Origin of the sequence: Helicobacter heilmannii, from assembly GCF_001283065.1 — a bacterium.
In the GTDB taxonomy this organism is placed as follows: domain Bacteria; phylum Campylobacterota; class Campylobacteria; order Campylobacterales; family Helicobacteraceae; genus Helicobacter; species Helicobacter heilmannii.
On sequence record NZ_CDMK01000002.1, the window covers coordinates 341,831 to 367,879 of the forward strand.

Here is a 26,049-nt window from a genome sequence, read left to right on the forward strand (position 1 = left end):
GGCGCAACCGCGCCCAAAACTGAAGGCTATTATAACATGGGCAAAACTGAAAGAAAGCCCCCTCCCCTTGCGTGGATTCTACTTTTTAAGAGTGGGGATATATTTGGCTAAGGCTTCGATCTCTGTATCACTCAAAGCCTTAACTTGCATGTGCATGATTTTGCCCGCACCGTAGCGATTGAGCGTACCTGCTTTATAACCCATCAGGTCTTCTTTAATGGTTGCGCTGTCGAGTGTATTCACAATGTGCCCTTTGCCAAAGGCTTTGTGGTTCATAGTAGGCCCGTGACAACCAGCACATTTTTTAATCAACTCAGCAGGTTCAGCAGCCCCCAAAAGCCCAAGACACAATACAACACCTAAGAACAAAACCTTTTTCACAGAAGACTCCTTTGAATTATCAAAAAGTATGCTAAGATGATATTATTTAAAGGATTAAGCCATGCTTAAATCCATGTTGCAAAGAGCCCCTAGTCTCTACATCCACATCCCCTTTTGCACAAGCAAATGCGGATATTGTGCTTTCAATTCCTTTAGTGGGTTGGATTCTCTCAAAGATGCCTATGTCGATGCTTTGGTTATAGACCTTAAAAACAGTCTTAAAAACATGCCGGCTTTAAGTTCGATTTTCATCGGCGGAGGTACACCAAATACGCTAGGAGTGAAGCACTACGAGCGCATTTTCTACACCATTACCGCCCACACCACCTACGCCCCCAATATAGAAATCACTTTAGAAGCCAACCCCGATCACATCACCCAAGAGTGGTGCCAAGCCTTAAAAAGTCTAGGGGCTAACCGCCTTTCTTTAGGCGTGCAAAGCTTCTTTGCCGATAAGTTAAAATTCTTACAAAGAGAACATGGCCAACAAGACATCTTTCAAGCCCTAGAGATCGCCCACACTTGTGGCTTTGAACATCTAAACATTGATTTGATGTACAACACCCCTCTAGACACTCCAGAGCGTCTTAAAGTCGAGTGCCAACAAGCAAGCACATTACCCATAGACCACCTCTCTGCCTACAGCCTGACCCTTGAAGACAACACGCGTTTAGCCCATAGCATCGACCCCCATGCGCTTTTAAACGCTGATGCCATCTTGCGAAGTCTCTTAAAAGATTTGGGCTTTAGTCCCTATGAAGTGTCTAATTATGCTAGACCCTACCAAGTACAGCACAATTTGGGTTACTGGGCAGGCTTAGAGTATTTGGGCTGTGGGGCGGGGGCTGTGGGGCGTGTGGGAAATACAAGATTTTATAAGCAAAAAGATGTGCGCGCCTATATCAATAACCCTTTAAAGTGGCGTGTAGAACTCTTAAGCGATGCGGATTTAGAGCTAGAACGATTGTTTTTAGGGTTGCGTTGCGTGCTGGGGGTAGAATTAGAAGGGCTAGACCCTAAGGAAGTCCAAAAGCTCGTAGAGGGCAAGAAATGCAAAATCACCAACCAACGCTTGGTTGCTTGCGACTTCTTCCTTGCGGACGAAATCGCTTTATGGCTCATTTAAGCCAGAAGGCCTATGTTAAAAGGCGGAGGATGTTTTGTTGCACAGTGTTGGCTTGGCTCATTGCATAGCTACCAGACTGTGCCAAGATATTATTCTTGCTGAAATTTGCGCTTTCTTCGGCGAAGTCCACATCACGCATTTGTGATTCAGCGGCCTTCACATTCACTTGGGTGATGCTGATGTTGTTGACAGTGCTAACCATTTGGTTTTGCACGGAACCTAAGTCAGAGCGGATTTTATCCAGCATTTTTTGGGCAGATTCGGCGATGTCCATCACCACCATTGCACCTTTAAGAGTGGTTACCCCTGAGCCTAGAGTGAGGTGTTCTAGCGATAGGGTATTGTTGTAGTTCGCCCCAGAAGCACTGCGCACATTTTGGTTAAACTCGCCTAAAACATCTCTTAGGTTCACGGTGGTGCTAGCAACCTGACCTTTAGTAAAGCCAATAGCTTTATAGCCTGCATTGGCATCGGTTACATTCGCCCCAGACACAACCAAAATATCTCTAGCGTCCTGGCGCACCAAGGATAAACGCCCATAGTTAACAGACCCATCTGTGATCTTTTGGCCACCATTGAAGGTGTCTAAAGCCATCGCACTTCCAGTACCATTTTTTCGGTCGCTGGAGCCATCGTTGTCTGCTTTAATGCTAATGCCCCGGCCATCAAGACTGCGCAGATTTAAGCGCCCCTGAGAATCAGTGTAAGCTTCGATGCCAGTTTGGGCAGTGACAGCGTTGAAAGCCGCTAATAAACGCCCATCGCTGTCGTTTTTCTTGATGCCCATAACATTCCCAATATGGATGCCATTGAGGACCAAATTGTGTAGGTTTCCTGAGTGGATAGCGGTGTCTGAAGTGGAGATCACATTCGCAGTCGCCCGCACACCTGTGGCGTTAGAGTTTTTATTGATGACTTCCACCAAAGCACCTAAACCTGTGCCCGCAGAAGTGGAGATTTTCACACTCTCTAAGGTGACATCGTGGGTACCATTCACTTGTTTGAAAGTCAAAGAGACTTCGCCGGAGGCGGTAATAGTGGCTCCTGTAACAATTTTGGTTTGCCCGATTTTGTCAGAGGTGGTTGCTCCGATGCTCGCCTTAATGGTTTCGTTGGAATAAGCCCCAACTTGGAACTCTTTATTGGAGAAAGAGCCTGCTAAGAGGGTTTGCCCATTGTAAGCAGTTGTGGTGCCAATATTGTCCAAACTCTGGATCAAGCGCACAATGTCGGCTTGCAGAGCTTTCCTAGATTGTGTGTTTTGTCCATCTTGGGCAGCTTGGACTGCCTTGGTTTTGATGGTGTCTAGGATCTTAATTTGTTCATCCATCGCTTTGTCAGCGATTTGGATGATGCCTATCCCGTCATTGGTGTTGGCGATTGCCTGCCCTAAACTCTTGGCTTGAGAGCGCAGTGAGTCGGCGATTGTCATCCCAGAAGCGTCGTCTGCCGCCTTGTTGATGCGTAAGCCTGAACTCAAGCGCTCTAACGACTCCCTCAAATCGCGCTGTGTTACCAGCCCTACGGCATGGGCATTTAGCGCATTGATGTTCGTGTTAACTTGAAATGCCATACTAACTCCTTGTTAATCTCCTAAAGCTTCCTTGCTTTGGCGCACCTACAATCGACCAAAACACATTTTTGTTAAATTAAAGGCAGATGACTTAGTTTTATTCCCTTTTCATGTTAGAATATCGCCCGTGATTTTTAAAAAAATAAGGAGCTTTTATGGTAATCAGCATTGGCCAATATCTGCTAGACAGATTAAAGGACTATGGTGTGGCGCATGTCTTTGGCGTGCCGGGAGACTATAATTTGGGCTTTTTGGACCTCATTGAAGATGACCCAAATTTAGAATGGATCGGCAATTGTAATGAGCTCAACGCTTCTTATGCCACAGATGGGTATGCGCGCATTAGGCCAATGAGCGCGCTTTTAACGACCTTTGGTGTGGGCGAACTCAGTGCCATTAATGGGGTGGCGGGCTCTTATGCCGAGAGCGTGCCTGTGGTGAAAATCGTGGGCATGCCCTCGCGCAGTGTTTCAGAGAATAGACGCTTTGTGCACCACACCCTAGGCGATGGGGAGTTTATGAGGTTTTATGCCATGTATCAAGGTGTCAGTGTGGCGCAAACGATTTTAAACAAACAAAACGCTAAGAGCGAGATCGATCGGGTGCTCGCCGAGTGTGCCTTGCATAAAAAACCTGTGTATATCGGCATCCCCTCCGATGTGCCAAGTATCCAGATCGAGGTGTCAAGTCCCATGCTCTACAAACCCAAAAGCGATAAAAAAACCCTCAACGCCTTCGTTGAAGCCGTAAAAAAGTGCATCAAAACTTATAAATCTTTCATCGCCTTAGCCGACTACGAAGTGAATCGCCACCACCTCAATCAAGAGTTGCACGACTTTATCGAAGCCACGAATCTGCCCATCGCTTCGCTGTCTATGGGTAAGGGGGTTTTTTCTGAGCAACATCCTAACTTCATCGGGGTTTATAACGGGATCTTGAGCGATGATCGGGTGACAAACGCCATTAAAGAATCTGATTGTACGATCTTAGTCGGCGTGAAACTCACCGACTTTTTAACCGCCGGTTTCCGCTACATTTGTGAAGAACCCATCCCTAGAATTGAGATCCATCCGCTCTACAGCAAAATAGGTGAGGAAGTTTATAGCGATATTCTCATGCAAGATGTCCTTAAAAAACTCTCAAGCCTGAATTTTAAATCCAAAATCCCCCCAAAAGAACCCAAATCCAAACTCCCCCTAGAAGGCAAGCTCACTCAGGCGCAATTTTTCCAAGTGATCGAAGAGCATTTACAGCCTAATAATGTTTTGATCGCCGAAACAGGGACTTCGTTTTTTGGGGCTGTGGATGTGAGCTTGCCTAGGGGGACAAGTTTTATCGGACAACCGCTTTGGGGCTCGATCGGCTACACCTTTGGGGCACTTTTGGGCAGCGCCCTAGCCGATCGCAAACGGCGCAATGTGCTCTTAATCGGCGATGGCTCTTTTCAGCTCACCGGTCAAGAGCTCTCCACCATGCTAAGAGAAAACATCACGCCCATCATCATTCTTATCAACAACGATGGCTACACTGTGGAGCGTTGCATCCACGGACCTGAGCGCAAATACAACGACATTAACATGTGGCATTACACAAAACTTGTCGAAGCCTTCGATGTGCATTTACACCGAAAGCCCTTAACTTTTAAAGCAAACACGGCTGAAAGTCTAAGCAAAGCCTTAGAACAAGCCTACAAACACCCCGATAAACTCGCTTTTATTGAAGTGGAGATGGCTAGAGACGATGCCCCCACTCTCTTAAAGAAATTGGGCGAGATTTCTGCAGAGCAAAATAAATACTAGGCGCGCAAAACCAAGGCATCGACCCCGTAAGAGTTGGTGGGGGTGATGGGGGGGGTGCTTAGATCTTTTAAAATCACCAAACCCTGGGGCACAAGCTTTAAGAGCTCCGTGAAATCTTGCACAATGTAAATGGCTTTGGTCCTGGCTAAAATAGCATTTTTTAAATCTGCAGGGCTTGCCACCTGCACGATGGGCAATAGTCCTAAATGTGTGGTGTAGGTGGCTATGTCCTTTAAATCCTTTTGTAGTAGCGTAGGGTCCAAGACCAACGCGTCCACGCCATATACCAACGCCTCTAAGATTTGGTAACGCTCAAGAATCAAATCTTTTAAAATAAGGGGCTTGGAACACAAACGGCGCACAAAACCCAATAAATCCAGCATTTCTAAGGAGGGCTCTTTAGCATACAGGGGAGTGAAATCCAAAAGCAAGGCTAAGGCTGGACCCTCTTGTGCTTGTTGCAAACTCTCTAAAAACACTTCTATCTCTAAACACACATCTAGGGCTACAAGGGTGTGGGCTAGAGATGTGCTTTTAGGGCGCATCAGTTGCCCTAGGCTTAATCTAGGCAAATAGGGGTTGTAGGCAAGAGAACGCCCCAGTAGGTCAAAGGGGCGGATTTGCTCTTTTAGGGCTAAAAGAGATTTTAAGTTTTCTATTGACACTCGGCGATGGCGTGGGCGTGGGCTTTGAGCTCGGGCTGGGTGGCGATGTCCTCTTTAGAAATGCCTAAAAAGAGTTTCTTTGCCAAAGCACAGTTACCCAACTTGAAGTAGCCCCACGCCAATGAGTCGATGTAAAAAATGGATTTGGGCTCGATTTGCAGCGCCACCTTGACATAGTCGATCCCCTTGCGGACATTCAAATCATATTCAATGAGTGAGTAGCCCAAGAAATTGTAGAAAAACGCATCTTGGACATCTAATTTACCCTTGTGCAACCTGATTTGTTCTCTGCGTTGGGCAATCGCCCTCTCAAGTTTATGGGCGATGGGGAGCATATCGGTTTTGGTGATCTTCTTTTGGGCATTCAGATGCTCGTAGGCATAGACCGCCTCTAGGGCTAAAAATTTAGGGTCTCTGTGTTCTTTGTAGAGCAAGCCGGCTTGTTTGGAGGCGAGGGCAAAGTTTTTTTGGGCGGTGTAAAGGTCTAAAAGCAAGCGGCGGTTAAAGGGGAAGTTTTTGGCGATTTTCTCGGCTTTATCAAACTCTTTGAGCATCGCCAAAACCCCGATGTAAAGTTGGGCGTTTTGCACCACAGGGTCTTTTGTATAAAGCGCACCAAAGGCCTCTTTAGCCTTAGCCAATTGGTTCATTTGTACCAAAGTGTTGAAGCTCTTTTGACACAACTCGGGTGAGCAGCCGTATTTTTCTAGATGGGAGGCGATGAGGTCAGCAGCCTCTTGTTGGCTGTTTTGGATGAAATAGAGCGTAACAAGCTTTTCTAGCGTGTCTTCGTCGTGCACTTGGTTATAGAGTTTGCTTAAAATATCAAAGGCTTTGTTGTACTTCTTTTCGCTGATGTAGAGTGAGCCTAGTACGCTATCGAGCATTAAAGATTTGTCCTCTGTGCGGATTTTTTCTAACAAAGTGATCGCCTTTTGGATTTGCCCCGTTTTGATGTAGCCATCCACTAAGATTTTATTGATGGAGAGATCTTTGTTGTTTTTGGTTACTTTTTTATAGAGCATGGCCAGTTCCACAGCCGTGTTGATGTCGCCTAGACTCGCGGCAGAGATCGCCGCCTCTTTGGCGTAAATGATATTGTTTGTTTCTTTATAGAGCTGTAGATAGCCCTTTTTAGCGGTGGCGAAGTCGCCCCTATGGAATGCATCTGAAGTGATCAAAATCTGCTGATCTTCGGTGATGCTTTGGGCAAAAAGCATGCTGCTTAGGGTGAGTCCTAAGCCAAAAAGCCCCCAAGTCCTTATTCTCTGTTGTGGCATAAAACCTCGCTTGTGTGTAAAATTTGCATCATATCTTGTAGTATATAACATGAAAAACATGTTTTAGTTAAGGGGTTTGGTCCCGGGGCAAAGGGCACACAATGCTTTGAACCCTTCTTCACTTTTAAAGCACTCCCAAAAGGGGAAGGTCTGGCACTGCTTGGGGCGCACGGGGTAAATTTGGCAACACTTGCTTTCTTCATCTAAGAATACGCAGGCATAGCCCTCTTTGGGGTCTTTGGCGGGCTTTTCTAATAAGCTGTATTTGTAGCCTACTTTCTTGATATATCTGCGTGTGAAGGTTTCAAAGGGTAGATTTAAAAACGCGCTGATCGCCTCCATTTCTGCGGGTTTTAGAAAAATATAGCCCTCTTGCCCCAAACAGCACTTCGCCCCACAACTTGCACACTCCTTGGGGTCAAAACTAAATTCCATCAGTGATCCATGGCTTTGTAATCAACATGGACTATAAAATCTAGGGCAAAGGTGTCCCGGTTTTTGGTGATGGTGATGGGAAGCTCAACTTGCATGTGTACGCTGATAGCGGCTAAACCATTGAAAAAGGTGTAAAAGTCTTTTAAGTTGCGTGCGTGCGCGCTCACTTTTAATTCCCCGTAGATAAAACGCCCAAAGGTGTCGATGCGATGGCTTTGTTCTTGGATTTTAATGTGGGTGAAGTGTTTTTTCAAAAGGACATTTAGATCGTGGGTGATCGCGCTGTAGTCGGGATGTTGCAACAAACGGCCATTTTTCTCCTTAATGGTGTGGTAGGTCTGTATGGCACTAACAAAGTCTTTGCGCTTGTAGGCGACGATCATGGTTTGTTGGCGGGCATTGGTGTCTTGAGAGCGGTAGTCGTTTATTTCGGGGTAAAGCCATAGACTCACACTCACCACCGCCACAACGACAAAAACCACAAAGAAACTAAAATTTTTGACAAGATTTTCAAACGCCAAATCCTTGGCATAATGGCTCATGTAGACTTGTTCTAGGTTTTGGTTTTGCTCTATCAATCGTGCGCCTTTTCAATGAAGGGTAGAACCGAAGAGTTGATAGAGATGAAGCTGTACCATCCATTGCTTAGACGAGTAAACTCGACATGGCTGTTTTCAAAGATCGAGTTTAAGCGTTGTTGGATGGTGCTTTTAAAATTTTCCTTAGAGGGTACAATCCCCTGAAGTACGAGGCTGGAGTAATCGATGGTGATCGATTTTATGGTGATTGAATCAGGGATCATCTCCAACACCCCCTTTATGGAATCTCTGACATTCAAGGTATAGACCGCTTTGCTCCGCATGTCGGTTAAGATTTGCTTGGTGTGCTCGATGCGTTTTTCAATGCGTTTGGCTTCGTAGCTGTAGATCTGCCCTTGTACTTGAGAGATTTCTGCCCTGTTTTTGGTGATCGCAATATAAACTTGTAAGAAATAGGCCACGCCATAGACAGCCCCCACAGCAAGGAAGATATACATAAGCCAAACCTTGGCAAGCAGACTCAGTGTGTGTTTAGGGAAGGGGTTGCTATAGCTGAGCTTCATGGTAGTGCTCTTTCTTTGCCAAAACGCCCATTTGTTCGACCAACGACACGGGGATGTGGACCACCTCTAACATGAGCTCATCTTTCAAAACATCGATGAGCTGATAAGAAATCTCATAGGTGTGCAAGACCCACACCTTTTGGATAAAATCTTCAATGTGGTTACTTGGGTTGTCGTAAGCTGCTCTGATCGACTCTTGTAGATGCTTGACGATGTCGGTGGCGTGGAACATGTTGTCCACCAAAGCCCTCGGGTCTTGAGTGGTTTGTTCTTCAGCAGGAGACGATTCAAAATTAAAATCCATGTGCATGAGATTCGACTCAATGGACTTTAAAAAGGACTGCAAAACTTGTTCTTCATGCTCGTAGCTGGCTTGGTCTTCTTGTACTTGCACCTCAAAGTCCGTCTTCACTATTTCTAGGGGGTAAAATTTGCTATAGCAGATGTCCCTATGGTTACTCACCATCACAAACAAGCGGGCGTGCTCCAAGAGCATATAAACCGCTACCTCATCCTCTAGCATGGGTTTGATGAAGCTGTACATCAACAAAAAGGGCGAAAAGATGTAATCGGTCTTTTGCATGGTGAGGCTAAATGTCTTGCGGTCCTGCTCTAAGGATTGTTTGGGGATATAAAAATAATAGTCGTCCACATCCAAAAGGATCAAATCTTTTTTACGCATCCCTTGCGGGATGTGTTGTTCGAGTTCAGATTTTTTACACATCCCCTGGTCCACACTCTTGGCCATCCCACACATATAAGAAAAAGGGTAGGTCGCAACAAAATCCCTTGTGTCTTTGATCGCCTTGATAGGGATCATCGCATTGCGCACGGGGTAGGCTTTGTTCACGATCTCCTTGGTTTTCCTCCACCTAAGCCGCTCCATCCGCCCAAAGAGCACTTCGTGGTCTAAATTAAAACAAATGAAGACATCAGAGAAAAACAAAGAGCGCAGGCCATCGTAGAAAACGCCCTTCAAAAATCTAAAAACCCCCACTACACCGCCTCCATGCGCTGTTTAACAAGTGCCTTTGCCTCTTGCAGGTCCATGTTTTTAGGGATAAAAAAGGGGGAGAGCATGTAGTAATGGATCGTGGAAAAGGGCTTGGGTAATTGGAAACGATCCCAAGTGTTGAGTGAAAATGCGTTGCTAAAGACCACACGGCACACCACCACCCCCGCCCCCGTCTTTTGTGCCAACGCCACCACCCCATCGGCGACACTGTGGCGTGGCCCCTTGGGGCCATCGGGGGTGATGCCAATATCTTCCCCGCCCTTTAGCCGTTTAATCGCCTCAAAAAGCGCGCCCACCCCGCCCTTTTTGCTAGAACCTCTAATGGCTTGAAAGCCAAAACACTCAAAGAGTTTAGCCGCCAGTCCGCCGTCAAAGTGTTGGCTGGCGATCACCGATAAATTTGCTTTAGGCTTGATGCGCAAGTAGGCAAAGGGCAACATCGCCATCTCGCCATGCCAACAGCTGGCGATGAAGGTTTGTTGGGGCAACTCCTCGGCTAAGTGGAAATGGTTTTTACAAGTCTTAAATAAAAAGCGTAAAACCCAGTAAAGCAAGACAGGTAAGGCGTGCAAAACAAAACCATTCCGTAAGCGTTTCAACAGCACACCCTAAGCGATCCTTCCCTTTAAACTCCCCTTGTGGTGCGCCACCACCTTAACTGCCACAAAATCCCCTACGCTAGCCCCGTCAGCCTCAAAGCTAAGGAGCCGCCCATTGCCGCTACGCCCCTGGGCCACGCCCTCGATGATTTTCTCGATCAAAACCTCGTGAGTATTGCCAAGCTCTGCCCTAGCCTTTTGCTCTAAAATCTCTTTATGGCGGCTTTGTAGCTGTTCTAAATGTGCGCTCGATTCCTCTTTAGGGACTTGATTCGTCCACGCATAAGAAGGTGTGAGCGGACGGGGAGAGTAAATAAAACTATAGAGCGTGTCAAAGCGCACCTGCTCTAAGATGTCTAGGGTGTCCTCAAAGTCTTTAGGCGTTTCACCAGGAAAGCCCACGATGATGTCCGTGCTGATGCCCACTTCAGGCACCAGGGCTTTTAAGCGCGCAATGCGATCTAAATACCACTCCCGGCTATACCCCCTTTTCATCGCCTTGAGTATAGCGTTTGAGCCACTTTGCAGGGGGATGTGGATGCTTTTACACACCTTGGGGTTTGTGGCAAAATGCTCCAAAAAGGCGTTATCCATATGCAAAGGGTGGGGCGATGTGAAGCGGATGCGCTTTAGACCCTCAATTTGGCTCAACTTCTCTAATAAAGTGGCGAAATTCACCTTTGGATGGTCGGCACTAAAGTGCGCGCCGTAGTTATTGACATTTTGCCCCAAGAGCAAAATCTCTTTAACCCCCGCCTGCGCTAATTTATCCGCCTCTTTTAAGAGCAAATCCATGGGAATAGAGATTTCTTTGCCCCTTGTGTGGGGGACAATACAATAGGTGCAATGCTTGTCGCACCCGATAGAAATGTTTAAAAGGGCTTTAATGCTGCTTGGGGCTTGGCTGGCAAACACATAAGTGCTGTCATCGTGGTCTAGATCTATGGCAACTGCTCGATCTTGCGTGATGATTTGGCTGATTTTAGACACATTGCGCGCGCCCAAAACAAAGTTCACGCTCGGGGCTTTTTTAAGGATTTGTGCGCCCATGTGGCTAGCCGTGCAACCGCACACACCGATCTTGGCCCCCGGCTTTTTGATCTTGGCAAACTGCCCGATCTCGGAGAATAATTTTCTCTCGGGTTTCTCACGCACACTACAGGTGTTGATTAAAATCAAATCCGCCTCGCTAGGCTCGTTTGTTTGCGTGTAGCCCACCTTGCCAAGTTCGCCCACCATATGCGCGCTGTCGCGAGTATTCATCGCACAGCCCATCGTTTCAATGTAAAGTTTCACAAACCGCCCTAAATGATATGCATTTGGTAGATGAAGTCCTTTTCATCCGAGCTCACCTGCACTTGCGACAAATGCACCCGACAATTCTTTTTTTCTAAAAACGCCACCGCCGCTAGCATGTCCTTGTGGGGGTTGGTGGGGGCGAAGTAGAAGATGTGCTCGTTTTTGAGATGTTTTTGGTGCAACTCTTCCAAACTCAAGCTAGGGGTTTTGCTCTGTTTGCGATCCATTTTCGCTAAACGCAGTTCCATTAAGACCTCCCGTCAAATAACCCTAGAGTCTAGCCTACATTGCCTTAAAACCCCTTTTAGAGCCACACACCCACTCCCCGCCAATGTATAGACTCTGCACCTGCCTTGCCTGCAAGAGCCAGTGCAACACCCCTTGTAAATTGGGCTGAGCGTGAAAGCCAAATAGGGCAAAATCCGCCAAGAAGCCCGTCTGCAAACTCCCTCCATGAAGCCCCAAAGCGTGGCTGGCGTGCAAAGTCGCCCCGAGCAAAATTTGGGGCAAGGCCTCTAAAAGCGGAACATTTAAGGCAAAAAGAGCGGTGCGCAATTCCTCTAAAAATAAAGTGTTGGCATTGGAGCTTGCGCCATCTGTGGCTAGGGCGGCCTTTATGCCCGCCTTTTTTATCTGTTTGAAGTCTAAAAGCGTGCCGCTCAACAAGCGATTCGAGCGGGGGCAAGAAATGAGCGTGGGATAGGCGATCTCTTTAGCGTGCTGTAAATGCGCTCTTGTGGCAAACAGGGCGTGCACTAAAAGCAAATTTTGCCCCTTAAACAAGTCTAAAAACTCTAAAGGGCTTTCATAGTGCGGGGCACTTAGCCCGTGTTTGGCGTAAAAGTCCTTGAAATACCCCCCCCGTCCCTCTAAAAAGTCCAGCTCAGCCCGCGATTCTAAAAAATGCGCTGAGATGACAGGGCTTTGGTAGGTGTCTAGCACTTTCTTAGCCAAATCTTTATGCACGGAATAGGGGGCGTGGATGGCAATGGCGGGGGTGAATTTAGGGCTTTGGCACTCGAGACTTAAAGCGTGGCGTTTACTAAACGCCTCAAAAGCGGGGGCAATGTCGGCGTTTGCCCCGATGAGCTCGTCAAAGAACACCACCCTTAAGGGGCTATCCTTCAAAACAGAGCGATCCAAACCATAACTGCTGATCGCCCCCACACTCCCCACGCCCTGCATGAGCTGCTCGCTTACCGCCCTTTGCATGGGTGTGGCGGCCTTTTTGAGCACTTGGCTTCTGTTGGACATGACCGAGCTAAGCCACCCCTCAAAGCTCCCATAGCTAAAGTTGTGCTTTTGTGCTGCAAATTCAAAGTGGATGTGCGGATTGGCTAAAGCGGGCATTAAAAGGGCGTTTTTATGAAACTGCGCTTTGGCACTTGGGTGTTTGGCGCAAAGTTTCGCATAATCGCCCACTTCTAAAATGCGCTCTCCCTCAAACAACACCCCCCCGTGAGGCACAATGTCAAAGCTAGGGTTACACAAAAGCGCACACCTTGCCCCCAAAATTTTAAGCCCCATAGACGATCTCCTCTCCTTGCAACACCAAGCGCACAACCCCCTTTAAACCCTCTTTATAATAGGGGCTATGCGGGTTTTGCACCACATTCTCCCCCTCAAGGTCCACAAGCATTAAACGGGCTTCTTTGCCCTCTTGCACCATCCCGCAATTTAAGCGTAAGAATTTAGCCGGCGTGCTCGCCATAAGTTCCACCAGTCTTTCTAGGCTCACCAAACCCGTTTGGACTAAATGAGTGTAGGCAAGGCTAAAGCTATCTTCAATGCAGTGCACGCCAAAGGGGGCTTCTTCAAAGATGTCCTGGGCTTTGGGGGGGCGGGTGTAGTGCAAGCTGGTGAGCATATCAATGTGCCCCTCTTTAAGGGCTTTATGTAGGGCTTTTTGCTTTTCCTTGCTTTGCAGGGGGGGCAGGATTTTAAAGCGGGGCTCGTAGGTTTGATACACACTCTCGGTGAGGATGAGGTGGTGTAGAGGGGTTTGCACGAATAGGGGCGCGCCTAGGGATTTTAAGCTTGTGGCAATGTTTAAAGCGTCGATCTCCACCACGCTATCTAACATGGTGTCTATTTGGGTGTGCAGTGCCATGCTGGCGTACTTACCCACCTCTTTAATTTGGATGAGCGGGCTCACACTGGGTAGCCCGAGTTTGTAGGCTAAAAGTGTGCTGTCTGCGATGCCTAGAGTGGGGCGCCCCTCATAGCCTCTAACCCCACACACAAGGGGTAGGTTAAGCATTTTGGCGTAATCTAAGGCGGGCAAGAGCTTTTGCCCCTCTAGGTTGTAGATGTAAAGGCAAGCAGGACTGGTTAAATTGCTTGCAATCTTGGATAAATTTTGCAGGCGTTGTTGGGCGTTTAAAGGGTGCAAACAGATAGGATCTTTGGCCTTTTGTGCCTCTTTGACGGTGGTGTTCTCTAGCATGTCCTCCGCCTCCTTAAAGTCCAAAGGCTGCATTTCTGGCTCATGCAAAGAGTAAAGAGGCTCTAAATCAATCCCCATGAGCGTGCCCACCCCCCCTTTAAAGGCTTGGGCTTTGAGCGTGGTGTAGGTGGCGGCCTGCAAATTGTGTAAAAACACGCCCAAATCCACAAGGCTAGGCAGCAGTGTGAGCCCCTTGCCATCTAAGACCTTTTCGCCCTCTGTGGCGGATAAAGATGGGCTAATTTCTGTGATGTGCTCGCCCACAATGCGGACATTTGCGCCCGCACCGCCCATTAATTTGACATTTTCTAGTAACAAAAGACCTCCTTCAAAGTTGCAGTAAGAATTCTCCCAAGCGATCCATTTGCCCGCTTAAAATGAGCACCCCCATGCCCACCAAGAGCAGACCCGAGAAAATCTCCACCGCCCGGCTATGCGCCCGCATTTTTTTAAGCACCCCCCACACTTGATTAAGCAACAACGCCACCGCCAAAAAGGGCAGGCCAAAACCTAGCACAAACACGCCCAAAAGTGCCATGCCATAGGCGTGCTCTGCCCCACTAAGAAGCACAATGCTGGTGAAAATCGGGCCGATGCAAGGAGTCCACCCTAAAGCAAAACTCACCCCCAAGATGAAGGGGATGAGGCTGTTTAAAAAAGGGTTTTGAAACTCTAGGCGCACCTCTAGGGTTTTGCTTTTGTAGAGCCACTTGATGGGCAAAATCCCCAAGAAATGTAGGCCAAAGACCACCACCACAACGCCCGCCACCACCCTAACCCAAGGGGCGTTTAAATAAGCATGCATGATCCTTGCCATAGACACCCCGATGAGCCAAAAGACCAAACCAAAGCCCAGCACAAACAAGCCCGCCTTAGCCAAAACCGCCAAGCGCGGGGCATTGCCCGCCTTTAGTTCCTCTAAAGAAGTTTGCGAGATGTAGGACAAGTAGGCGGGGATTAAAGGCAAAACGCAGGGGCTTAAAAACGCCAAAATACCCGCCAAAAACGAAGCAATCAAGGGCGTGTGGTTAAAAAGCGTTAAAAGATTGTCCTCGAGCATCTATACTATCCTAAGGGTTTTTTGCTATAATACCACGCAATTATAATACACCTAGCGTTTAGATTTAAGGACATTAAGCCACCGATGCAAGCCCCCGTTGAAGAAAACACCCAGCCCACGAAGTCTTTTAAAGATTTGGGCTTAAACTCCAAGATTTTAAAATCTATCGCCGAAGTGGGCTTCACCCAGCCTAGCCCCATACAAGAAAAGGCGATCCCTTTAGTGCTCGCAGGCAAGGATGTGATCGCCCAAGCCCAGACCGGCACGGGCAAAACTGCCGCCTTCGCCTTGCCCATTATCCAAAACTTGCAAAACAACAAGAGCGTGGAAGCCCTAGTCATCACACCCACTAGAGAGCTGGCCATGCAAGTGAGCGATGAGATTTTTAAACTCGGCAAAAGCTCACGCACCCGCACGATATGCGTTTATGGGGGGCAGAGCATCCGCAAACAATGCGAGCTACTAGAGCGCAACCCGCAGGTGATGATCGCCACCCCGGGCAGGCTCTTAGATCACCTAAAAAACAAACGCTTAAAACGCTTTGCACCCAAAGTCGTGGTCTTGGATGAAAGCGATGAAATGCTTGACATGGGCTTTTTGGATGACATTGAAGAGATTTTTGACTATTTGCCCGAAAATGCGCAGATTCTCTTGTTTTCTGCCACCATGCCCCCGCCCATTAAAGAGTTGGCGAATAAAATCTTGCAAAACCCCGTGTCCGTCCACATTGCCCCCACGCATGTAACCAACGCCGACATTGCGCAACGCTTTTATGTGATCAATGAACATGAGCGCAACGAAGCGATCATGCGCTTGTTGGATAAAGAAACCCCCAGCAAAAGCATCATTTTTATGCGGATGAAAAGAGAAGTGGATGAATTGCACCAATTTTTGAGTGCCAAGGGCTATAAGACCACACCCCTACACGGCGACATGGAACAAAGGGCGAGGCAGACCTCCATTAAGGCCTTTAAATCCAAACAAGCGGATGTCTTGATCGCCACCGATGTGGCGAGTCGGGGGCTAGACATCAGTGATGTGAGCCATGTCTTTAACTACCACTTACCCATAAACACCGAAAGCTATATCCACCGCATCGGGCGCACGGGGCGGGCGGGCAAAAAGGGCGTGGCGATCACACTTGTAACCCCCTTAGAGTATAAAGAATTGCAACGCATGCAAAAGGACATCGGCGCGTCTTTAGAGCTTTACGAAATCCCACACATGGATGAGGATCGCTTGGTCAAAGCCCTTTCAAAGGTGGAAGTGGACGCTGAGGTCGTGAGCTTATACGAGCAACTGACCGAGCAGTTTGAACCCTCTCAGTTGGTGCTAAAGCTCCTAAGTCTACAATTTAAGAGCCATAAGGTAGATTTAGACCATATTTTTACAGAGTCAAAGCCAAGCGAGTCTAAAAAACCCCCAAGAAGTTCAAGACCTCGCAAAAATGGGCGTTTTAAGGATTCCAGACGCAAGTATTAAGAAAATAGAAAAATAGGAAAACATCATGAACCACCCTTTTATTTGGCAAGATGGCAAGCTTGTCCCCTTTGAAAAAGCCACCATCCATGTTCTCAGTTATAGTCTGCACTACGCTAATTTGGTGTTTGAAGGCATCCGCGCCTATAAGGGCAAGGACGGCTTGTTTGTGTTCCGTTTGCACGATCACATGCAACGGCTTTTGGATTCGTGTAAGGCGGTGGGGCTAAAAACCCCCTACTCCATAGAAGAGCTAAACCACGCCACACTAGAAACCTTGCGGGCGAATAAGTGCGATGCCAACACCTACATCCGCCCCTTTGTGTTCATGGGGCTTGGCACACTTGGCATTTGTGCGAGCAACCCCCCCATCCACACCGCCATTGCCACCGTAACTTGGAAAGACAACCAACACGAGGGCATTAAGGTCAAAACCAGCTCTTATAGAAAGCCCAGCGTGCAATCCACGATGAATAAAGCCAAAGCCAGCTCCAACTACCTAAACTCCCAACTCTCTAAGCAAGAAGCCTTAGATTGCGGTTGCGATGAGGGCTTGCTGCTTGATGTCAATGGCTTTGTGGCGGAGGGTTCGGCTGAAAGCTTTTTTATGGTGAAAAAAGACAAACTCATTGTCCCCCCCCTAGATTATTCGCTCGATTCAATCACCCGCCAAACCATCATTGAGCTCGCCGAGCACTTAAACATCCCCATGGTGCACCGCCATGTGGTGCGTGAGGAAATTTACAGCGCCCAAGAAGCCTTCTTTGTGGGCACGGGTATGGAGATTTTACCCATCAAGTCTTTAGATTTTAGACCTATCGGCATGGATAAAAAACCCATCACCAAAGCTCTATTTGACACCTACATGAAGCTTGTTAAAGGCGAAACCGCCGGTGATTTAGAAAAATTTGCGCATTATGTCGTTCGGGTCTAAAGGAAGTGTATGCCCATTGATCTCAACGAGCATCTAAAGCGTAAGCAGAGTCCTAACTCTGACAACAATACCCCCAATAATTCTAACAACACCCCCAAGAGCCCCAAACCCCCAACTCTGCCCTCTAATTTCTTGCAATCCAAGCGATTCACAACTTTAATCATTGCGATTGTTGTGTGTGCCCTGCTCTTTTTGGCAAAGCCCTTCATGGTGATCCAATCGGGTGAGATCGGCATTAAGGTTACGGCGGGGCGTTATGACCCCATCCCCTTGCAGCCTGGGATACACTTCTTCATCCCTTTGGTGCAAGATATTTTAGTTATAGACACCCGTGTGCGTACGATCAATTTCTCACGCACCGAGGACATGGGGATTGTGGGTAAAAATCAGGGGATTTTTAGAAACGATGCGATCAATGTGATGGACTCACGGGGGCTTACGGTCTCCATTGAGCTCACTGTGCAATACCGTCTCAACGCCCAAACCACGCCCCAAACGATCGCCACCTATGGTCTTAGTTGGGAGCAAAAGATCATCAACCCTGTGGTGCGTGATGTCGTGCGCTCTGTGGTGGGACGCTATCCAGCCGAGGACTTGCCTATCAAGCGCAACGAAATCGCTGCTCTCATCAACACAGACATTAATAAGGAGGTGTCTAAACTGCCCAATTCTCCTGTGCAATTAAGTTCTATCCAGCTAAGAGAAATTGTCTTGCCTACCAAGATCAAAGAGCAGATCGAGAAGGTGCAGATCGCCCGCCAAGAATCCGAGCGGGTGAAATACGAGGTGGAAAAGGCCAAACAAGAGGCCCAAAAAGCAGCGGCTCTAGCTAAAGGTGAGGCGGATGCCAATCGTATTAAAGCTCAGGGCGTGGCGGATGCGATCGTGATCGAGGCCAAGGCCAAATCTGCGGCCAACACCAGCATCGCACAGAGTTTGAGCGAAAAGCTTTTGAGTTTGCGCCAAATTGAAACCCAGGGGCAGTTTAACGAGGCACTGAAAGTGAATAAAAACGCCCAAATCTTTTTGGTCCCCGGCGGTACCGTGCCCAACATTTGGCTAGACACCAAGAGCCACCAAAAGGCAACAGCCACCACGCACAATAAATGATCGACACGACCACAATTTTATACTCTGTCCTTGTCCATTTAAAGGTCTTTTGGGCAAATGCCAGCCCCTTTGCCTTGGTGGTTTTTGGCATGCATTGTGCGTTTTTCTTGTGTTTTTATATCCCAGGGCTCTTGTTCCGGGGTCTTGTGTCCTCTTTTTTTTATATTTTAGCCACCTTATGTATCCTTGGTACACCCTTTACGGTACGCTATCTGCTTGAAGAGCAGCTTTTTAAAATCCAAACCGACATACGCGAAGCCTTTTCTCTCACCTACACCAATGCTTTTATGGCAAAGGTCCATGTCAAAAATGTCGGACATTTAGCCATCAATCAGTGTATTTTGCGCCTAGATATTCTGCACCCATCATACAATAAGTTCCAAGAGTATCTGCACAAATGGGTGTTTGCACACACCTACACCCAAAGTTTTAAGGTACAAATCCCCCCCAAACAAGCTAAGGATTTGGTGATGGACATTGAAAATTACCCCTACAAACAAGCCCCCTTTAAACTCTCTGCAGATTGCTATTGATTGCTTTTTGCATTTTTACCAAAATTCGTTATAATGGGCGGGTTTATTTTTAAAAAATGAAAAGGACGAACATGGCAGTTGGTATTTTTTACGGCACAGACAGTGGGAACTCTGAGACCATCAGCAATAAAATCGCTGAAAAGCTAGGCGGGGTGAAAGTGTATGATGTGGCCAAAGCGTCTAAATCAGACTTTGATGGTTGTAGCTCTGTAGTTCTGGTCGCACCCACTGCAGGAGCTGGGGATTTGCAAAGTGACTGGGAGGAGTTTTTAGGTACTTTGAGCGATACGGATTTTGCCAACAAAACCATCGCTCTAGTGGGTCTTGGTGATCAAGACACCTACTCTGAAACCTTTGCTGAGGGCATTTTCCACATCTATGAAAAAGCCAAAGCTGGTAAGGTTGTGGGCTTCACTTCTACAGATGGTTACAATTTCGAGGCTTCTAGGTCTGTAGAGGGTGGTAAATTCGTGGGTCTCGTGCTCGATGAAGACAACCAGGACGACCTCACCGACAGCCGCATCGATGCTTGGATCGGTGAAGTGAAAGGGCAACTCTCGTAATTCTTGCAAGTGGGGGGGATTTATTCACTCTAAAAGCGTATACTACAGTTCCTAAACTTGTTGAAAGGAACTGAAGTGTTTCAAACACGCTTTTTACCCCCGACTTTGCTTTATTTGGTGATTTTAGGTTTCTCGGCTTGCACCAGCACACACAAGAAAGATGTTTTTCTAGCCAATGTGCCCGCTTGGATGGTGGAGGACCGCAGTGCGTTTGTAACGCAGGGCATCGATAGCTCGCACATCATAGATGGGCAGATCGCCCGCTCAGAGAAAATCGCTAGGGAGCGGGCGCGTTTTCGAGTCGCCCAGCACATCGGCAAGCAAATTAAAGATGTGTTCAAACAAACCCAAAACGCCAATCAACGCCCCTTTGATGACAATATTTTTAAACAGATTGTCCAAGCCATCGCTGCCAGCCTAGATCAGGGAGTCCAGCTGGGCGAATACATCAACCCCAATAACCAAGAAGTTTTTATTTTGGTGCGCGTGGATGGCTACGATCGGGGCTTACTTGAAAAGAATTTACTCGCCATCAAACCCATCCACACCAACACCATCAAAGCCCTGCAACAAGCAGTCCGCCAAGTCTTTAAGGATGCGATGAACTATGGAGATGTGAAAGTCCCCCAAAGCATGTAGTCTAAAACAACCCCAAGAGTTTGGCAAGGGCGAGCACCACTAAGGAGAGCCCCCAAAGCCAAAAGAAGCTGTAGGCGATGTGCCGCCCCATAGAAAGTTTAGCTAGCCCCAAACCTAGCCACAAGGCGGGCGCAAAGGGGGAGACAAAAGTCCCCACAATCGAACCGATGAGCATTGCATAGCCTGTCGCTTCCCCACTCACACCATAGGGAGCGGTGATGTGGGCGACTATGGGAAAAAGTGTGAAGTAATAGCCATTGGTGTCTAAGAGCAACTCAAAAGGCACGCCAAAAACTCCTGTGATGATGTGTAGGTGTTTAGTCGCAAAGTCGGGTAAGAGCAGGCTTAAATGTTGGGCTAAATCCACAAGCATGCCAGAGCCGCTTAAGATCCCAATATACACCCCGGCGGCAAGCAAGATCACCGCCATAGAGATGGCTTCAGGGGCGTATTCCTTCACCTTTGCCATGCGTTCTTTGGGGTTGGCGTAATTGATTAAAAGCACGGCACACAAGGCCAAGAGAAAGCAAAACTCAGGAGGCAAGATTTTAAGCATCACCGATCCCAAAGCAATCAGGGCGGTTACGACATTGATCCAAAAAAAGCGAGGGTGATCCAATGTCTGCACACCTAAACCCCCCTGCACTTCTAGCCCCGCCTTCACAATGCGCCGCTTTTCTTTAAAGCCTAGAAACACCGCCATGAGCAGAATACATGCAAAGCCAAGCAGCTGCACCTTGATCAAGGGGGTGTAGAGCGCACTCACATCTGTGCCTAGCACGCTGGCGATACGCCCAAGCGGCCCACCCCAAGGGAGCATGTTTGCCACGCCCGCACTGGCGGCTACGAGCAGTAGGAGCAAATAAGGGTTCATGTTTAAGCGTTTATAAATGGGCAAGAGCGGAGGGATCACCACTAAAAAGGTGCTTGCCCCAGAGCCATCCAAGTGGGCGATCATCGCAATGAGGCATGTCCCCACACACACCGCCACTACACTGCCTTGACTGAGTTTAATCAGCGCATTGATGAGCGGATTAAACACCCCCACATCGTTTAAAACCCCAAAGAACAAGATTGCAAAGATGAACATGATCGCGATGTGCGCTACCTTAGCGATGCCCTGTTTGAAGTAGCGCACCAACTCTTGCATATGGTCTTTAAAGGTGTAGAGGGCGTTGTGCTTGGCAAAGAGCGGAGCTAAATTCTCCTCAATGTGTTTGGCATTAGGATAAAGGGCTGCTGCGCCGGCTAGATAAAATTTTTCCACTTGCGCTTTAGAGAGTGGGGGGTAGTCCTTCATTTTGGGCTTGAAACCCAGCGCCACATTGCCCGCTTTTCTAAAGGCGTGGCGCAAATGCCCATCTGGTGGATCAAAACCATTATCTTTAGCAAGGTGCTTTAAAAAGTGCTTTTCATTGGAGTGGCTGAGCATATAAGCGTAATTCTTAGGCACTACAGGCTGGAAGATTAGGGCAGAAGTGAGCCAAAAGCCAAACAATCCGCCTAAGGGTACGAGGGTTAAAGCCACCATTGGCGAGAGTTTATCGGTCAAAAGCAAGGCGATCAATGAAGCGATGATGAGAATGGCAAAAACGGTGAGCATGGCTTTTATCCTCCAAAGCGATAAAAGCTCTAGTCTAGGTCCTTTTTCTTAAAACTTCCTTTCAAGTCCAAAATGCTAAACCCCAACGCATCGTCCTCGCACACCTCAATGCACCGCCCGCAACGGGTGCACTCCCCCGAATTGACCGACACGCTTTTAAGCCCCACCATCCACAGCACCTGCCGTTCGGGGCAAATATCCCAACACAGTTCGCACTTGGTGCAACGCATCGCGTCATGCTTGACCTTTAAGAGCGCATAGCGGCTGGTGAGTGCGTAAAATGCCCCCAAGGGGCAGAGTTTGGAGCAAATGATTTTATCACCCAAAAACGCATCCACGCAAAAGAGCAACAACGCCACAATGAGCCACGAAGCTGTGCCCAAAATAATCCCCCTTTGCACCACCCCGATGAAAGACACACTCTCAAAGGCGGGTGTGGCAAGCACAAAGGAGAGGATCAAACTTAGGATTAAAAGGACATAGCGTAAATTCTTAGGCAAGCCCAAATGCACGCCCCTAAACTCTAATTTACGCCTCACCCACGCGGCAAAATCCACGATCATATTCACCGGGCACACCCACGCACAAAACGCCCGTCCCAAAAACAAGCCATAAACACACAGCACCAAGAGAGCTCCCAAGAGCGCGGTGATCTCAACATGCAGACTGGCTAAAAACACTTGTAAGGCTGCAAAGGGATCGCTTAAAGGGATCGTGTTGAATAATCTAGACGCGCTCAAATTGCCCTTGAGTATCCATGTATTGGCGGCAAACAAGACTAAAATTCCGCATTGTACGAGTCGTCTTAGGATTAAATAGCGCATCAAAGCCCATTATTCAGGTAGTCTAGGGGGTTGTCTGTTTTGGGATTTAGGGTGTTGGGTTTTGCGTCTTTTACCCGCTCTTGATCCTTGGCATCCCACCCCTTGACATAGTGATTCCCCACTTTACCGCTCACAAACGCCACGGGCAAAACCCGAATCGCCGGCTCTTTGGTGATGCATGCCCGCTCACACAGCCCACAGCCCACGCACACATCGTTTTGGACCATGGGCAACATATAGGCGTGTTTGCCCGTGCGCTCGTTATGTTTGTTTTCTAGCTTGATCGCCCGATCGATTAGGGGGCAAACGCGGTAACACACATCGCAACGAATCCCCCAAAACGCCACGCAAGAGACCGGATCGACCACCGCTACACCCATTTTAAGCGATCCCACGCCTTGATTTTTCTCTAAATGCCTTTTATCAAGGGCATCTGTGGGGCAAGCCTTGATACATGGAATGTCGGGGCAGAGGTAGCAAGGGACTTTGCGGGCCTCAAAAAAAGGCGTACCCACTCTAGCGTGGTCTAGCAAAGTGGCAAGTTTTAGGGTGTGGTAGGGACAATCGCGCACACACAGCCCACAGCGGATACACAAACTCAAAAAGCGTTCTTCATCCTCAGCCCCCGGGGGTCTTAAGCTGTAGCGGTCTTGCTTCTTGGCTTTCAGCATTGCCCCCAAAAAAGCCCCCCCACTGCCACACAGCAAAGCCCCCTTAAGGGCTGTTTGTAAAAACGCCCGTCTTTGCATCTATGCCTTGGTGATTTTCACCGCGCATTTTTTATAGTCGGTTTGCTTAGAAATGGGGCAAGTCGCGTCCAAACAAACCTTGTTGATGAACACATTTTCATCAAACCAAGGCACATAGACAAGCCCCATAGGGGGTTTATTGCGTCCACGCATATCCACCCGTGCTTTTACACTGCCTCGGCGTGATTCGATCCACACCGCATCGCCTTGGTTTAGACCTAATTTTTTGCCATCCTCCTCGTTCATGTAGCACAACGCTTCGGGCACGGCTCTAAAGAGCTCAGGCACACGCATGGTCATCGTACCGCTGTGCCAATGCTCTAAAACCCGCCCCGTAGCCAGCCAAAAGGGGTATTCTTCGCTGGGGCGCTCAGGGGCTTTCATAAAGGGTCTAAAGAAAATCTTAGCCTTGTTGGCTAGGCTTTTGGCCTCTGTGCCCTGTGGGCCTCTTAAATCCCCGCTCACCAGCTTTTTACCCGCCTTACCATAGAAGGCAAAATCCCCATTGGGGGCGGCTTTTTTAGCGTAAGGGTCGTACTTGGTGTTGAAACGCCAGAGGGTTTCTTTGCCATTGACCACCGGCCATCTTAAGCCCCGTGCTCTGTGGTAGTCATCAAAGTAGGCCAAATCATGCCCGTGCCCCTTGCCGAATTTGCGGTACTCCTCCCATAAATATTTTTGGATGAAGAAGCCATAACCTCTAAAGGGCTTGCCATCGCTGCCAATGACATGGCGTCTGTCCCCAAATACCTCAGAGTTAGGTGCACCCCTACCGATAGGGTCGCTGGCTAAAAACTTACGGCTGAAGCGGTTGTCAAAGAGCACATGGTAGAGCGTGTCGTTGTCCTTGTAGCCCATTTTACGCGCCTCAGCCAAGACATTAGGCAAGGTGAGCTTGTCATCGATTTTATGCTCGCCCCAAACTTCTTTGAGTTTAAAGCGTTTGGCAAACTCTAAAATCTGCCAAGTGTCGCTCATGGCTGAGCCCACGGGTGTAACTTGTTGTTTCCAGTGTTGTGTGCGCCGCTCGGCATTGCCATACGCCCCCCATTTTTCATAAATCATCGCCGTGGGCAAGATCAAATCCGCCACTTTTGCACTGATCCCCGGATAACAATCGCTCACCACGATGAAATTGTCCATTTCTCTAGCCGCCTTGATCCAGTGGTTGGCATTCGCGGTGTTTTGCCAAGGGTTATTCACCTGCACCCAAATAAACTTCACCTTGCCATCCTCTAAGGCGCGCATCATTGTCAAGAAAGGGTAGCCGGGCTTGGGGTTGATCGTGCCCTTAGGCAAGTGCCAAAGTTTTTCGGCGATTTTGACATGCTCGGGGTTGTTCACGACCATATCTGCGGGCAAGCGGTGGCTAAATGTCCCCACCTCTCTAGCCGTGCCACATGCGCTGGGCTGGCCGGTGAGTGAGAACGCCCCACAGCCCGGCTTAGCCTGCTTGCCTAATAAGAAATGCACCATATAAGCCTGCTCATTCACCCAAGAACCCCTTGTGTGTTGGTTAAAGCCCATCGTCCAAAAGCTCACCACTTTGCGGTCTTTCTCAATGTAGAGTTTAGCCAAGTGCTGTAATTTATGCTTAAAGCTCTCCATCGACTCGTTGCGATCGCCCTTAGCCACTTTGGCGACATAGTCTAGGGTGTAGGGTTCTAGGGCTTCTTTAAACTGGGCAAAGGTGATTTGCCAGTGTTTGCCCGCTTGTTTTTGGTGCTCCATTTTGAACACTTCACCTGCTTTCACACCTAAGTGTTTAAGCGCAATCGCTTCATCCTCATCTAGGGTGATGGCGTTTTGTTTGGCGACGGTGTCCTTTTCGCTCGCTTTAAAGCCGTGGTGGTTGGGATCGGAGCGCATGCCATAGCCAATGTCGGCGTATCCGGTGGCAAACACAATATGATCATCTAAGAATTTTTGGTCGATCGCCTCGGGGTGGTTATAGACGATCTCTCTGGCAATGTAATTCCAAATGGCTAAATCCGTGTTTGGCGTGAAGATGATCTCTACATCCGCCACGCTGGAGGTGCGGTTAGAAAAAGTGGTGAGATTGACAACCCTGACTTTATCGGGGCTGTTTAATTTGCGATCGCTCACCCTAGACCATAAAATGGGGTGCATTTCTGCCATGTTTGCCCCCCAAGTGATGATGGTGTCCGTGGCTTCGATGTCGTCATAGCACCCACTGGGCTCGTCGATTCCAAAGGTTTGCATGAATCCGGCAGCCGCGCTTGCCATGCAGTGGCGGGCGTTGGGATCGATGTTGTTGCCCCTAAAGCCGGCTTTCATCAATTTAAGGGCGGCATAGCCCTCTAGGATCGTCCATTGCCCGCTGCCAAAGACCCCCACCCCCGTGGGCCCCATTTCTTTATAATATTTTTTAAACTGCTTTTCCATTTCATCAAAGGCGCGTTTCCAAGAAACTTGTTTAAACTTGCCTTTTTTGTCAAATTCGCCTTTTTCATTGACCCTTAAAAGGGGCTCTACGAGGCGATCCGCCCCATACATGATTTTGGCATTGAAGTAGCCCTTAATGCAGTTGAGCCCCTTATTGACGGGGGCTAGTGGATCGCCCTTTGTGGCGACAATTTTATCGTCCTTCGTGGCGACCATGATCCCACAGCCCGTACCACAAAAACGACACACAGCTTTGTCCCATTTCCAACCTTCTTGGGCACGTTCAGCCTTAGCTTGTAAGGCGGGGGGGGCAAGTAGCCCAGCACTGCCCATCGCAGAGGCTAAGGCGGCTGATTTTAAAAACTCTCGGCGGCTCTCATTTTGGGGGGTTACATGTTCTGAGGGATTTGTTGTCATGGACTGTCCTTT

General features: G+C 48.3%; 26 protein-coding genes. 8 read left to right on the forward strand and 18 right to left on the reverse strand.

The genetic code is table 11. The features are described from left to right. Positions 1–78 precede the first annotated feature (78 nt). Positions 79–381, reverse strand: a complete 303-nt coding sequence (locus AOG36_RS05845; protein WP_015107050.1) for a c-type cytochrome — start codon at positions 379–381, stop codon at positions 79–81. Positions 382–442: 61 nt separating this feature from the next. On the opposite strand from AOG36_RS05845, the gene hemW reads away from it, so the two are divergent. Then, complete coding sequence (gene hemW, locus AOG36_RS05850) at positions 443–1,507, forward strand: radical SAM family heme chaperone HemW (RefSeq protein ID WP_015107049.1); 1,065 nt, start codon at positions 443–445, stop codon at positions 1,505–1,507. 10 nt (positions 1,508–1,517) lie between these two features. Here hemW and AOG36_RS05855 read toward each other — a convergent pair whose 3' ends face one another. Continuing rightward, entirely contained in the window at positions 1,518–3,080 is a 1,563-nt protein-coding gene (locus AOG36_RS05855) for a flagellin A (RefSeq protein WP_015107048.1), read from the reverse strand. Between the two features lie 155 nt (positions 3,081–3,235). On the opposite strand from AOG36_RS05855, the gene AOG36_RS05860 reads away from it, so the two are divergent. After that, the gene (locus AOG36_RS05860; protein ID WP_053825669.1) at positions 3,236–4,879 is read left to right on the forward strand and encodes an alpha-keto acid decarboxylase family protein; all 1,644 of its coding nucleotides are present in this window, start codon (positions 3,236–3,238) and stop codon (positions 4,877–4,879) included. On the opposite strand, the gene AOG36_RS05865 is transcribed toward AOG36_RS05860, so the two are convergent. The 12 genes from AOG36_RS05865 to AOG36_RS05920 form a co-directional block, all read right to left on the reverse strand. Next, entirely contained in the window at positions 4,876–5,544 is a 669-nt protein-coding gene (locus tag AOG36_RS05865; RefSeq protein WP_015107046.1) for a beta/alpha barrel domain-containing protein, read from the reverse strand. The genes AOG36_RS05860 and AOG36_RS05865 overlap by 4 nt on opposite strands. Beyond that, complete coding sequence (locus AOG36_RS05870; protein WP_370696099.1) at positions 5,535–6,764, reverse strand: tetratricopeptide repeat protein; 1,230 nt, start codon at positions 6,762–6,764, stop codon at positions 5,535–5,537. Before AOG36_RS05870 ends, AOG36_RS05865 begins: the two co-directional genes overlap by 10 nt. A 123-nt stretch (positions 6,765–6,887) precedes the next feature. Continuing rightward, entirely contained in the window at positions 6,888–7,259 is a 372-nt protein-coding gene (locus AOG36_RS05875; RefSeq protein ID WP_015107044.1) for a YkgJ family cysteine cluster protein, read from the reverse strand. Next, positions 7,259–7,837 carry a hypothetical protein gene (locus AOG36_RS05880; protein ID WP_015107043.1) on the reverse strand — a complete coding sequence of 193 codons (579 nt, stop codon included), beginning with the start codon at positions 7,835–7,837 and terminating at the stop codon, positions 7,259–7,261. Before AOG36_RS05880 ends, AOG36_RS05875 begins: the two co-directional genes overlap by 1 nt. Next, positions 7,834–8,361, reverse strand: coding sequence for a PilN family protein (locus tag AOG36_RS05885; protein WP_015107042.1), 528 nt, complete (start codon positions 8,359–8,361; stop codon positions 7,834–7,836). The genes AOG36_RS05880 and AOG36_RS05885 overlap by 4 nt, the downstream gene beginning before the upstream one ends. After that, positions 8,345–9,358 carry a DUF8341 domain-containing protein gene (locus AOG36_RS05890; protein WP_015107041.1) on the reverse strand — a complete coding sequence of 338 codons (1,014 nt, stop codon included), beginning with the start codon at positions 9,356–9,358 and terminating at the stop codon, positions 8,345–8,347. Before AOG36_RS05890 ends, AOG36_RS05885 begins: the two co-directional genes overlap by 17 nt. Then, positions 9,358–9,981: a lysophospholipid acyltransferase family protein gene (locus AOG36_RS05895; RefSeq protein WP_370696097.1), complete on the reverse strand. Its 624-nt coding sequence runs from the start codon at positions 9,979–9,981 to the stop codon at positions 9,358–9,360. Before AOG36_RS05895 ends, AOG36_RS05890 begins: the two co-directional genes overlap by 1 nt. A gap of 3 nt (positions 9,982–9,984) precedes the next feature. Then, positions 9,985–11,271, reverse strand: coding sequence for a tRNA (N6-isopentenyl adenosine(37)-C2)-methylthiotransferase MiaB (gene miaB, locus AOG36_RS05900; protein ID WP_015107039.1), 1,287 nt, complete (start codon positions 11,269–11,271; stop codon positions 9,985–9,987). 8 nt (positions 11,272–11,279) lie between these two features. Beyond that, on the reverse strand, positions 11,280–11,522 hold the full coding sequence (locus AOG36_RS05905) for an HP0268 family nuclease (RefSeq protein WP_015107038.1): 243 nt from the start codon (positions 11,520–11,522) through the stop codon (positions 11,280–11,282). A gap of 34 nt (positions 11,523–11,556) precedes the next feature. Then, complete coding sequence (gene mqnF / locus AOG36_RS05910; RefSeq protein ID WP_015107037.1) at positions 11,557–12,801, reverse strand: aminofutalosine deaminase family hydrolase; 1,245 nt, start codon at positions 12,799–12,801, stop codon at positions 11,557–11,559. Beyond that, a complete protein-coding gene (locus AOG36_RS05915; RefSeq protein ID WP_015107036.1) occupies positions 12,791–14,038 on the reverse strand; it encodes an amidohydrolase family protein in 1,248 nt (415 codons plus the stop codon). The genes mqnF and AOG36_RS05915 overlap by 11 nt, the downstream gene beginning before the upstream one ends. Positions 14,039–14,048: 10 nt before the next feature. Then, complete coding sequence (locus AOG36_RS05920; RefSeq protein WP_015107035.1) at positions 14,049–14,780, reverse strand: cytochrome c biogenesis protein CcdA; 732 nt, start codon at positions 14,778–14,780, stop codon at positions 14,049–14,051. An 84-nt stretch (positions 14,781–14,864) separates the two neighbouring features. Between AOG36_RS05920 and AOG36_RS05925 the strand changes: the two genes are divergently transcribed. The 6 genes from AOG36_RS05925 to AOG36_RS05950 all read left to right on the forward strand — a co-directional run bounded on the left by AOG36_RS05925 (position 14,865) and on the right by AOG36_RS05950 (position 20,038). Further along, positions 14,865–16,262: a DEAD/DEAH box helicase gene (locus AOG36_RS05925; RefSeq protein ID WP_015107034.1), complete on the forward strand. Its 1,398-nt coding sequence runs from the start codon at positions 14,865–14,867 to the stop codon at positions 16,260–16,262. A gap of 25 nt (positions 16,263–16,287) precedes the next feature. Further along, positions 16,288–17,193, forward strand: a complete 906-nt coding sequence (locus AOG36_RS05930) for a branched-chain amino acid transaminase (protein ID WP_015107033.1) — start codon at positions 16,288–16,290, stop codon at positions 17,191–17,193. A gap of 9 nt (positions 17,194–17,202) precedes the next feature. Beyond that, positions 17,203–18,303: a prohibitin family protein gene (locus tag AOG36_RS05935; protein ID WP_015107032.1), complete on the forward strand. Its 1,101-nt coding sequence runs from the start codon at positions 17,203–17,205 to the stop codon at positions 18,301–18,303. Next, a complete protein-coding gene (locus tag AOG36_RS05940) occupies positions 18,300–18,836 on the forward strand; it encodes a DUF2393 family protein (RefSeq protein ID WP_015107031.1) in 537 nt (178 codons plus the stop codon). Before AOG36_RS05935 ends, AOG36_RS05940 begins: the two co-directional genes overlap by 4 nt. A 71-nt stretch (positions 18,837–18,907) precedes the next feature. Continuing rightward, entirely contained in the window at positions 18,908–19,399 is a 492-nt protein-coding gene (locus AOG36_RS05945; RefSeq protein WP_015107030.1) for a flavodoxin, read from the forward strand. A 75-nt stretch (positions 19,400–19,474) separates the two neighbouring features. Further along, positions 19,475–20,038, forward strand: a complete 564-nt coding sequence (locus tag AOG36_RS05950; protein ID WP_015107029.1) for a hypothetical protein — start codon at positions 19,475–19,477, stop codon at positions 20,036–20,038. Between the two features lies 1 nt (position 20,039). Here AOG36_RS05950 and AOG36_RS05955 read toward each other — a convergent pair whose 3' ends face one another. Genes AOG36_RS05955 through napA form a run of 4 tightly spaced genes read right to left on the reverse strand, consistent with a single transcriptional unit; the run spans position 20,040 to position 26,037 of the window. Next, positions 20,040–21,641, reverse strand: coding sequence for a CitMHS family transporter (locus tag AOG36_RS05955; RefSeq protein WP_231850643.1), 1,602 nt, complete (start codon positions 21,639–21,641; stop codon positions 20,040–20,042). A 29-nt stretch (positions 21,642–21,670) separates the two neighbouring features. Next, a complete protein-coding gene (gene napH / locus AOG36_RS05960) occupies positions 21,671–22,465 on the reverse strand; it encodes a quinol dehydrogenase ferredoxin subunit NapH (protein WP_015107026.1) in 795 nt (264 codons plus the stop codon). Further along, complete coding sequence (gene napG / locus AOG36_RS05965) at positions 22,465–23,214, reverse strand: ferredoxin-type protein NapG (protein WP_015107025.1); 750 nt, start codon at positions 23,212–23,214, stop codon at positions 22,465–22,467. The genes napH and napG overlap by 1 nt, the downstream gene beginning before the upstream one ends. Next, complete coding sequence (gene napA, locus AOG36_RS05970) at positions 23,215–26,037, reverse strand: periplasmic nitrate reductase subunit alpha (protein ID WP_015107024.1); 2,823 nt, start codon at positions 26,035–26,037, stop codon at positions 23,215–23,217. Between the last annotated feature and the right edge of the window lie 12 nt (positions 26,038–26,049).

What these genes read in the sequence shown, in the direction of transcription:
- hemW (WP_015107049.1), top strand. Translation starts at nt 443, where the DNA reads ATGCTTAAATCCATGTTGCAAAGAGCCCCTAGTCTCTACATCCACATC.
- AOG36_RS05930 (WP_015107033.1), top strand. Translation starts at nt 16,288, where the DNA reads ATGAACCACCCTTTTATTTGGCAAGATGGCAAGCTTGTCCCCTTTGAA.
- AOG36_RS05875 (WP_015107044.1), bottom strand. Translation starts at nt 7,259, where the DNA reads ATGGAATTTAGTTTTGACCCCAAGGAGTGTGCAAGTTGTGGGGCGAAG.
- mqnF (WP_015107037.1), bottom strand. Translation starts at nt 12,801, where the DNA reads ATGGGGCTTAAAATTTTGGGGGCAAGGTGTGCGCTTTTGTGTAACCCT.
- AOG36_RS05870 (WP_370696099.1), bottom strand. Translation starts at nt 6,764, where the DNA reads ATGCTTTTTGCCCAAAGCATCACCGAAGATCAGCAGATTTTGATCACT.
- AOG36_RS05920 (WP_015107035.1), bottom strand. Translation starts at nt 14,780, where the DNA reads ATGCTCGAGGACAATCTTTTAACGCTTTTTAACCACACGCCCTTGATT.
- AOG36_RS05945 (WP_015107030.1), top strand. Translation starts at nt 18,908, where the DNA reads ATGGCAGTTGGTATTTTTTACGGCACAGACAGTGGGAACTCTGAGACC.
- AOG36_RS05955 (WP_231850643.1), bottom strand. Translation starts at nt 21,641, where the DNA reads ATGCTCACCGTTTTTGCCATTCTCATCATCGCTTCATTGATCGCCTTG.
- AOG36_RS05905 (WP_015107038.1), bottom strand. Translation starts at nt 11,522, where the DNA reads ATGGAACTGCGTTTAGCGAAAATGGATCGCAAACAGAGCAAAACCCCT.
- AOG36_RS05860 (WP_053825669.1), top strand. Translation starts at nt 3,236, where the DNA reads ATGGTAATCAGCATTGGCCAATATCTGCTAGACAGATTAAAGGACTAT.
- AOG36_RS05855 (WP_015107048.1), bottom strand. Translation starts at nt 3,080, where the DNA reads ATGGCATTTCAAGTTAACACGAACATCAATGCGCTAAATGCCCATGCC.
- napH (WP_015107026.1), bottom strand. Translation starts at nt 22,465, where the DNA reads ATGCGCTATTTAATCCTAAGACGACTCGTACAATGCGGAATTTTAGTC.
- napA (WP_015107024.1), bottom strand. Translation starts at nt 26,037, where the DNA reads ATGACAACAAATCCCTCAGAACATGTAACCCCCCAAAATGAGAGCCGC.
- AOG36_RS05885 (WP_015107042.1), bottom strand. Translation starts at nt 8,361, where the DNA reads ATGAAGCTCAGCTATAGCAACCCCTTCCCTAAACACACACTGAGTCTG.
- AOG36_RS05935 (WP_015107032.1), top strand. Translation starts at nt 17,203, where the DNA reads ATGCCCATTGATCTCAACGAGCATCTAAAGCGTAAGCAGAGTCCTAAC.
- AOG36_RS05925 (WP_015107034.1), top strand. Translation starts at nt 14,865, where the DNA reads ATGCAAGCCCCCGTTGAAGAAAACACCCAGCCCACGAAGTCTTTTAAA.
- AOG36_RS05940 (WP_015107031.1), top strand. Translation starts at nt 18,300, where the DNA reads ATGATCGACACGACCACAATTTTATACTCTGTCCTTGTCCATTTAAAG.
- napG (WP_015107025.1), bottom strand. Translation starts at nt 23,214, where the DNA reads ATGCAAAGACGGGCGTTTTTACAAACAGCCCTTAAGGGGGCTTTGCTG.